The sequence below is a fragment of the Spirosoma oryzae genome, from assembly GCF_003002825.1.
Classification (GTDB): Bacteria; Bacteroidota; Bacteroidia; order Cytophagales; family Spirosomataceae; genus Spirosoma; species Spirosoma oryzae.
Genome location: NZ_PVTE01000011.1, coordinates 201,381 through 210,146, shown reverse-complemented (window position 1 = coordinate 210,146; position 8,766 = coordinate 201,381). Strand labels below are relative to the sequence as shown.

Here is an 8,766-nt window from a genome sequence, read left to right as displayed (position 1 = left end):
AATTCGGGTCCATTGTTGATCAGACAGCTCGTAGCGTTTCATACCACAAAGGTCATACTATTCGCTAAGTTTACTATGATTGTCCACACACTCTAACTCCTTATTGCGGGTAGTTGGGTGATCGTGCAGCTTGAGAATATGCTGACGGTATCGACTACACCATTCGGGCGTTAAATCCTTTGTAGCTAACCCCTGTAGTTTATTCTCCTTAACAAAGGCGGTTAGCTTGTCCCCAAAGTTTCGATACACTTTGTACGAGTCTTCGCCTAACGTCGATTCTTTGTCTGACAGGTAGGCTTTCAGGTCGGCCGTCAGTAGGGGAATTTGCTCGACTGGCTTAGGAGCCGGGATGGTAGCGTTGGGATTATAGACAGCCCCTTGCTCAAGCTGCTGATCGATGAAGGCAATCCAGCGTTTTGCTTCGTCTAGTCGTTTCTTAGGATTCTGTATACTATTGAACTTACTAAAGAATCTACGCTGCTTTCGTTGGGTCTGGATATTCCACTGGTAGAACTCAATCGACCAAGTTTTCGACGTGTCTTGGTTATAGTCGTAAAGTTTACATTTTCGGTACGGTGGCACTTCTAACTTGTGGTTTTCGGGTGGAGTAAAGCCGCAAGTTGTTAAGCGATTTGTTAAGTTGAGATGGGTATACACAAGAAAGACCGCTCCCTGATTGAGAACGGTCTTTCTTGTGTGTCGTTGTGGAGAATATCGGATTCGAACCGATGACCTCTTCCATGCCATGGAAGCGCTCTAGCCAACTGAGCTAATCCCCCATACAAAGCCGCCCGCAGCGTTTTGTGGATGCAAAGGTAGCAGAAAACCAATACGGTCAAACGAACCGACTGCTTTTTTTCGTCCCCATAAGTCGTTGTTACGGCTTTATGACGCCAAATTTGTTTTTTCTTAACGATTCCGTAGCTTTGATAAGAGTCCAGCTACCCTATGCATACTGTCTATATTATCTACAGCCCATCGGTTGACCGGTATTTCATCGGCCTGACCAAAGATCTGAAAATCTCGCTGTGGCAGCACAACGCGCGTACTATTTCGGCAACGGCCGACGGCAAACCGTGGGAAGTGCGCTTTTCGCAGTCGTTCGAGACGCGCCGGGAAGCCCAAAGCCTGGAGATGAAACTGAAAAACCGCGATCGGCAGTATTGGGAAGAAGTTATCACCAATAGCCAACCCGCTACCATTTAAGTCTGCTTTTAGAAGAAAGAGGATAGACGAAAGAAGTAGAGACTGGTTTGGACTAGCGTCTTTCTTCTTTCGTCTATCCTCTCTCTTCTTCTACAATCAAAACGGCCGCAGCGCTTTTACGAAGCGACCTTTGAAGTAATCGGCGTACAGATTGTCCTCCCGCACACCCCGCGAAGACGATGCGTGAATAAACCGTATATTTTCGGCCCCGTTTACCTCCGTCACAATGCCCGTGTGCGACACATAGCCTGCCTGCCCTTTGTCGGGTACGAAAAACAGCAGGTCACCCGGTGCCACCTGATTCACCTCTACTTCACGCCCTACCTCCGATTGCTGCCATGAGATACGCGGCATCCGCAGCCCAACGGTGTTGAACACCGCGTATACCAGCCCGGAGCAATCGATCCCGTCGGTCGTATTGCCGCCCGAACGGTAGGGCGTACCCGTGTACGTACGGGCGATCTTGACCACTTCCGGCACGTAGCGATTCTCGTAGGTGCGGGTATCCACCACTTTTCCCGTTGGCTTGGTGGGTACAGCCGGCGGACGTTTAGCCCCCCTCGTTACCGATGAGCGCCCGGCCACAGGGCGGGATGATGTCGGGCGACGGCTGACGGATGGCCCCGACGTGCGGAAGAAGGCGCAGGAAGTCAGCAGTGTTGGCAAAGCAAACAGGACGAATCCGGCGACAGCCTGGGCTCGCAATCGGCGTAACAGCATACGCGACAAGAGGTAAGGTTTGTGAACGCACCAGCAGCCTGACATCAGCTAATAGTGCTTACGTTATGCAACTTATCCATTTTTCATCGACAACGCAATGCGCTTGCGTTCCTTGTCGACTTCCAGCACCCGTACGCTCACCCGCTGATGCAGGCTGACAACGGTCTTGGGGTCCGACACGAATTTATTGGCCAGCTGCGATACATGCACCAGCCCGTCCTGCTTAACACCAATGTCAACAAACGCGCCAAACGCCGTGATGTTGGTCACGACACCTTCCAGCACCATTCCCTCGTGCAGATCGTCGATGGACTGAACGCGGGCATCATACGTAAACACCGACAACGTTTCGCGGGGGTCACGGCCGGGCTTGTCGAGTTCGGACAGGATGTCGCGCAACGTTGGTAGTCCCACCGTGTTCGTTACGTAGCGGTCGGGTTTGATCTGTTGCCGGAGGATAGGTTGCCGCATTAGTTCAGCAACGGTGCTGTTCAGGTCTTTGGCCATTTGCCCGACGAGTTCGTACCGTTCGGGATGCACGGCACTATTGTCGAGCGGGTTTTTCGCGCCGTCGATGCGGAGAAAACCGGCGCACTGTTCGAAAGCTTTTGGTCCCAGTCGGGGTACTTTCCGTAACTGATCGCGCGACGTAAACGGCCCGTTCTGCATGCGATAGGCCACGATGTTCCCCGCCAATTGCGGACCTAGTCCCGACACGTAGCGCAACAGGTAGGCACTTGCCGTGTTGAGCGACACCCCCACCTGATTGACGCAACTTTCCACGACCGTATCCAGACTTGCTTTTAGATCACCCTGATCGACGTCGTGCTGATATTGCCCCACCCCAATCGATTTCGGATCGATCTTGACCAGTTCAGCCAGCGGATCGGCCAGACGTCGACCGATGCTAACGGCCCCCCGTACGGTGACGTCCTTGTCGGGAAATTCTTCGCGGGCAACGTCGGACGCGGAATACACCGATGCGCCCTGTTCACTAACCATAAACACAGCCGGACGGGGTTCGCTCAATGGCAGGCTCTGGATGAAGGCTTCCGTTTCACGGCCGGCCGTACCGTTACCGATGGCAATCGCGTCGATTTTATACTGACTAATCAGTTTTTGGACCGTCTGGGCGGCCTGTTGCTTCTGCCCGTCCGACTGAAACAGGTATAGTACCGTATCGGTCAGCAGGTTTCCCTGGGCGTCGAGACAAACCGTTTTGCAACCGGTACGATAGCCGGGATCGATAGCCAATACGCGCTGCTGTCCCAGGGGCGGACTTAGCAGTAACTGCCGCAGGTTATCGGCAAATATCTTGATCGCTTCGTTATCAGCCCGCTCTTTCGACATATTGTCGAACTCGGTTTCAATGGCGGGTTTCAGTAATCGCTTGTAACCGTCCCGAATGGCCAGCGTGAGTTGCTCGCGGCATCCCTTCGATGCGTTGGCCGTAATAAACTGCCGCTCCAGCCGGTCGAGCGCAGCCGTTTCGTCGGGGCTGATACTGACCGACAATATGCCTTCGGCTTCGCCCCGACGGATTGCCAGCAACCGGTGCGAGGGCACGCGCCGGAGTGGTTCGGCAAAGTCGAAGTAATCACGGTATTTCACACCGTCGGTTTCTTTGCCTTTTTTGACGACCGAACGGATAATGGCTTCCCGCTCGAACAGGTTTCGTACGCGCTGTCGGGCATCGGCATCTTCACTGACACGTTCGGCAACAATGTCGCGAGCGCCCTGTAAGGCATCGTTAGCCGTCGGTACGGCATCCGAGCAGTAGCGCTGGGCGGCCCGTTGCGGATCGGCGTCGCGCTGGAGCAAGAGCAGATTGGCCAGTGGTTCCAGTCCACGTTCGATGGCTGTAATGGCCCGCGTTTTGCGTTTCTGCCGATAGGGTAAGTACAGGTCTTCGAGTTCGGTGAGCGAGTCGGCGGCTTCGATTTTCCGGCGCAGGTCCGGGCTTAGCTGCCCTTGCCCGTCGATGGTGGCCAGGATTGTGTCCCGACGTTTGTCGAGTTCAACGAGTTTCTGGTAGGTCTCACCGATCTGGCCGATCTGTACTTCATCGAGTTGACCGGTGGCTTCTTTGCGGTACCGGGCGATAAACGGCACGGTAGCTCCGCCATTGAGCAGGTCGAGGGTCGCGGCTACCGATCGGTCGTTCAGGCCGAGCCGGGCAGCGGTGCGCTGTTCGAGGGTTTGCTGAGGCATTGGGTACTAAAGTAATGGGCAAAAAAAAACATGCCCTAAGGCATGTTTCACAACGGTTGTCCTGGTATATCTTACGATTAAGCCATTTCGACGTTCACGGCGTTCAAGCCTTTCTTACCGCGCTCAACGTTGAACTTAACCTTGTCGTTTTCGCGGATTTGATCGATGAGACCGGAAGCATGAACAAAGATGTCTTCGCCACCGCCATCGGGTTTAATGAAGCCAAACCCTTTGGTCTCATTAAAGAATTTTACAGTTCCTGTTTGCATTGCTTGTTTAAATTTAAGCGAAGGACGTCAAAACAAATGACACAACCAAATTCAAGTATTTTTTTTTCGGTTGGCGGTCAACATTCTTTATCCTGTCCAATTTTTCGCCCCCTGTAAACGAAGTTTAGCCACTGATGGTAAGCCCGCTACCGAATCTTGCTTAGGCCAGATACGGCAGATACGGCTCCAGTTTATCGGTGTCGCGGAAGGTCGTCACCGCCTTTATCGTGCTGTTATAAGCGTTGTACCGGAGTTCGACGTAGAAGTTATGCAGGTTGTACAGCAGGAAAATCTCGTCGCCCTCGTATCGATTGGCCAGCACGTCGCCGGTGAAGTACAACGTATCAAGTTGTTGCTGGACGGGAAGCTGAGTAAACTCGTTGGATTGCATACGTAACGGGGTTGACGGGCGAAATTCGCAAAATCCCGACGCCAGGCCAAGTTTGCCGGCCCGCTTTCTATACCACAGTTTAACGACGTATATAATACAAGTACAATATAATTATATCGATAGCGTACAAATGCGCGTTCATAAATCCCCTGGTCGACAGCCACCGTACATGACGAATCAACTGCTTGTTCCTTGTTATGCGCACTATTTGTAATCGGTGGAACCCGGTCGCTCAGACTTTTGTCGTCCTACCGGGTTGTTCTGTCAAACACCTATTTTTGCAGCATGGCGAAACAAGTTAACGTCGGACTGGTACAGATGAGCTGTACAGCTGATGTCGAGTCGAACATCCAGAAAGCAATCGACGGCATTCGGGAAGCGGCCCGGAAGGGGGCGCAAATCGTTTGTTTGCAGGAGTTATTCACATCCCTGTATTTCTGCGACGTCGAAGATCACCACAATTTCAGCCTGGCCGAAGCCATTCCTGGCCCCACTACCGAGCGGCTGGGGGCAGTTGCCGGCGAACTGGGTGTGGTCATCGTCGCATCGTTGTTTGAAAAGCGGGCGCAGGGGCTTTACCACAACACAACCGCCGTGCTCGATGCCGACGGGTCGTATCTGGGTAAGTACCGCAAGATGCACATCCCCGACGATCCGGGATATTACGAGAAATTTTACTTCACCCCCGGTGATCTGGGGTACAAGGTTTTCGATACCAAATATGCCCGTATTGGTGTGCTGATCTGCTGGGATCAGTGGTACCCGGAAGCCGCCCGGATTACGGCACTCATGGGAGCCGATCTGCTGGTATACCCGACGGCCATCGGCTGGGACACCAACGAGCCCGACCCCAAACAGAACGAAGAGCAATACAACGCCTGGCAGACCATTCAGCGGAGCCACGCCATTGCCAATGGGGTACACGTTGTAGCCGTCAACCGGGTGGGTCGCGAAGCCGATCAGCAATTCTGGGGTGGGTCGTTCGTATCCAATCCGTTTGGGTCGCTGCTATACCTGGCCCCGCACGACGAAGAAGTCGTTCACGTACAGCCGATCGACCTGGCGCTGTCGGAGAAATACCGCACGACATGGCCCTACTTCCGCGATCGGCGCATTGATTCGTACCAGCCAATCACCCGGCGCTACATCGACGAGTAATACGATTGCTACCGTATCGCCGTTCTGGATACTGACGACTCTTGACCAAACGAATGAAAGTACTCGCTTTGTGTGGCCTGCTCGGTCTGACGGGATTTGGTGTGTGGTATGCCCGACCGGCTGGCCCGCCCGAACCAACGCCCGTCAGACTGACCGGTGCAATGCCTCCGCTGACGACGCTCACGCCGACGCCCCGCGCCCGGTTTACGCCCACCACCCGCCGGGGCTATTACAACCTCGACGTAGTCGGCGACTTTACCCTGCCCGCAACCAAGTCGATCACGTTTGCTGGTGCCGGTCGTAACCTGACCGTCGAACAGGACTGGAGCAAGCTGTTCCGACGTGGTTTTTCGTCGATCATTCAGACGCACATGGTGGAAGGCAAAGAGCGATGGACCAATGGCTTCCCGCCGGCGGGCTGGCGCAGTCGGCTGACATTCGATCAGCGTAGCTTAATTCTGTACAACAACTACTTCGTCGATCCGTTCGGGCAGCAGTGGGTTCAGAACGTCGGTCAATCCCAGGCGGCCTTGTACCGGACCCCGCCCGGAGGCCGTACCACCCGAACAACGCTGCATCAGGCGGCCATGGAATTACAGGGCAGTTGTGTTGGCTTCGGCGATTGCCCGCCCGGTGGGCTGCGCAATACGTTCAGCAAGGTTTATATCGACATTGAAAACGAGGGGGCTGCACCGTCGACGCCCAACGGGCAGGAGCAGCTTAATCTGTTCACGTATCTGGTTCGCACGATCCGCGAACATGCCACGCCCCAGGTACTCATTGGCTCGGCGGGTCCGATCGTTCATAACGGCCTGGGGTACGCGCGAACGCAGGACTACACGGCGCAACCCGATCCGCTCTGGACGCAACCGGTACGGCAAACGGCCACCAGCCGGCAGCGGGGTATGCCTGACGATCTGGTCGGCAAAACGTATGGCGACATGGTCGATTTTCAGATGCCGGGTTCGTACTACTACTACCCTGATTTCGATTACTCAGCCTCACACACAGCCGACCTCGACCGGCATTGGCTGGCGGGGTTGCTGAGTGAGCAGGAAGTCAACGCCAAACTATCGCCCAAGAAGCGAATTGCTTGGCAATGGGTATTCAACTCGCAGAGTGCGGCTTTCCCCAACAGCGCCAAAGCGGAGCACCCGGCGCCCCCCGCCGTGGCCGAAGGCACAGCCATATTCTATTGGTTCACAGGCGCATACGGCTCGGTCTTCTGGGACGATCAGATCAATCTGACACCCGATCAGCCACTGAACAACGACCCCGCCCTGCGCGGCACGGGCAACGACCGCAACTACGCCTGCTACGAACATTATATCCACGGCCTGTGGCGCTTGTTCAAGCACCACGCCGACCTGTTCAACGGACGCGAGACGTACCTCAACGAAACGACCGACTGTTCGTACGACGGGGGGAAAACGTGGGTCGCCTACAATGCCGCACAACTGAAAAAGCTGAACTTACCCTTCGTGCGCGCCATCGTCAACGGTAATCAGATTCTGGTCGTTGCGTCGAAAGCCTACGCCCGGTCTGGTCAGCAGACGCCGGTGATGGTTCGCTACGTGAAAGACGGCTATGCGTTCTATACCTCGCTCACGCTACAGGGCGACGAAATTTACCTGGGTCGGGCGACCATGCCCCGTGGTTGACCGCCCGTGACCAATCATACGCTTCGTTTAACCGATCTACCCGAACAGTAGACTTGCATTTGCCTGGTAGACTCGTACTTTTGACCTATTGTCGGGCAACGCCGGACTAACCAACTCTTCCTCCATGTTTGTTAGTAAAACGCCCTGGATTTTACTGCTGGTACTCTGGATGGCCGGGGCGACCTGGTGGCATGTTTGCCACATAAAACAGCTGTGTGTCGACCTGCCACTGCCTTTTTCAACGGATTCGACAAGCGCGCAAGGCGACGAAATAGCCCCGCCCCCCATCAGCGACGGCAAACGATTCAGCCTTGAGTTGCCGGGTAATTTTCGGTTCGCCCTTTCCGGCGACACGCCCAATACCGACGCGCTGGGTTCGTCGCTTGGCGAGCTGGTTACTTACCTTCGAAACAACCCTGACCGGCGGCTGACGATCATTGGTTATTACACCGCCGACGAAACAACACCAGCGTCGGCCACAAATCTGGGTGTTGCCCGTGCCGAACAGTTTCGGCAATACCTGACCCAGCAGGGAGCCCCGGTAGCGTCGCTGACGACACAGGGCCAATTGATTACGTTGCCCGACGTTCGCATGGCTACCACACCGGCAGGTGATTCGCTCATGGGTGGACTAGCCTTTGCCTTTGCCGAAGCTGACGCACCGCAACCCGCCCCCCCAACCGCTGCTGCGGAGCCGGAGTCACTGCGGGAACTCACCGTTGCACCGGCCGACACCGTACAGAAAAAACTACCGGTAGCGACGCTGAACACGGAAGCCGAACTGGCCGCTGCAGAGAAATTCACCTCCGTCTTTGAACCCATCGACCTGTATTTCAAGCTAAACGAAGCGAATTACATTAAGACAGCCGCCACCCGCCAGTTCTTCGACGAAGCGGCTCGCTATCTGAAGAAGCACAAAAACAAAAAGCTACGGCTGACCGGTCATACCGACAATACGGGCAACGACGCTGCAAACCTGCGCCTGTCGCGCGATCGAGCCAGCGATGTTAAAAGCCGCCTTCGCTCGTCGGGCATCAGCGCGTCGCAAATCGTCGTCGACGCCAAAGGGGAAGCCGATCCCAAAGCCGACAACAGCACCATTGCCGGTCGCCGGGCCAACCGCCGTGTTACGGTGGTGGTCAACTAATTC

The 8,766-nt window shown here is 55.1% G+C and carries 9 protein-coding genes and 1 tRNA gene; 4 read left to right on the top strand and 6 right to left on the bottom strand.

Annotation, left to right across the window (positions count from 1 at the left end):
- Window positions 1-57 precede the first annotated feature (57 nt).
- Together CLV58_RS14845 and CLV58_RS14840 are read right to left on the bottom strand one after the other, a co-directional pair.
- Complete coding sequence (locus CLV58_RS14845; RefSeq protein WP_146141441.1) at window positions 58-657, bottom strand: phage integrase SAM-like domain-containing protein; 600 nt, start codon at window positions 655-657, stop codon at window positions 58-60.
- A 48-nt stretch (window positions 658-705) separates the two neighbouring features.
- Window positions 706-779, bottom strand: a tRNA-Ala gene (locus tag CLV58_RS14840).
- Window positions 780-948: 169 nt separating this feature from the next.
- On the opposite strand from CLV58_RS14840, the gene CLV58_RS14835 reads away from it, so the two are divergent.
- Window positions 949-1,206 (top strand): GIY-YIG nuclease family protein, encoded by a 258-nt coding sequence (locus tag CLV58_RS14835; protein WP_106138608.1) that lies wholly within the window; start codon window positions 949-951, stop codon window positions 1,204-1,206.
- A 96-nt stretch (window positions 1,207-1,302) separates the two neighbouring features.
- On the opposite strand, the gene CLV58_RS14830 is transcribed toward CLV58_RS14835, so the two are convergent.
- From CLV58_RS14830 to CLV58_RS14815, 4 genes are all read right to left on the bottom strand, one after another.
- Window positions 1,303-1,926: a C40 family peptidase gene (locus CLV58_RS14830; protein WP_245882336.1), complete on the bottom strand. Its 624-nt coding sequence runs from the start codon at window positions 1,924-1,926 to the stop codon at window positions 1,303-1,305.
- A gap of 72 nt (window positions 1,927-1,998) precedes the next feature.
- The gene (locus tag CLV58_RS14825; RefSeq protein WP_106138606.1) at window positions 1,999-4,137 is read right to left on the bottom strand and encodes a Tex family protein; all 2,139 of its coding nucleotides are present in this window, start codon (window positions 4,135-4,137) and stop codon (window positions 1,999-2,001) included.
- Between the two features lie 77 nt (window positions 4,138-4,214).
- A complete protein-coding gene (locus tag CLV58_RS14820) occupies window positions 4,215-4,406 on the bottom strand; it encodes a cold-shock protein (protein ID WP_106138605.1) in 192 nt (63 codons plus the stop codon).
- A 160-nt stretch (window positions 4,407-4,566) separates the two neighbouring features.
- Window positions 4,567-4,797 (bottom strand): hypothetical protein, encoded by a 231-nt coding sequence (locus tag CLV58_RS14815; protein WP_106138604.1) that lies wholly within the window; start codon window positions 4,795-4,797, stop codon window positions 4,567-4,569.
- A 285-nt stretch (window positions 4,798-5,082) separates the two neighbouring features.
- On the opposite strand from CLV58_RS14815, the gene CLV58_RS14810 reads away from it, so the two are divergent.
- The 3 genes from CLV58_RS14810 (at window position 5,083) to CLV58_RS14800 (ending at window position 8,763) form a co-directional block, all read left to right on the top strand.
- The gene (locus tag CLV58_RS14810) at window positions 5,083-5,955 is read left to right on the top strand and encodes a carbon-nitrogen hydrolase (protein ID WP_106138603.1); all 873 of its coding nucleotides are present in this window, start codon (window positions 5,083-5,085) and stop codon (window positions 5,953-5,955) included.
- A gap of 53 nt (window positions 5,956-6,008) precedes the next feature.
- A complete protein-coding gene (locus CLV58_RS14805; RefSeq protein ID WP_106138602.1) occupies window positions 6,009-7,616 on the top strand; it encodes a hypothetical protein in 1,608 nt (535 codons plus the stop codon).
- Window positions 7,617-7,740: 124 nt separating this feature from the next.
- Complete coding sequence (locus CLV58_RS14800; protein ID WP_106138601.1) at window positions 7,741-8,763, top strand: OmpA family protein; 1,023 nt, start codon at window positions 7,741-7,743, stop codon at window positions 8,761-8,763.
- Window positions 8,764-8,766 lie beyond the last annotated feature (3 nt).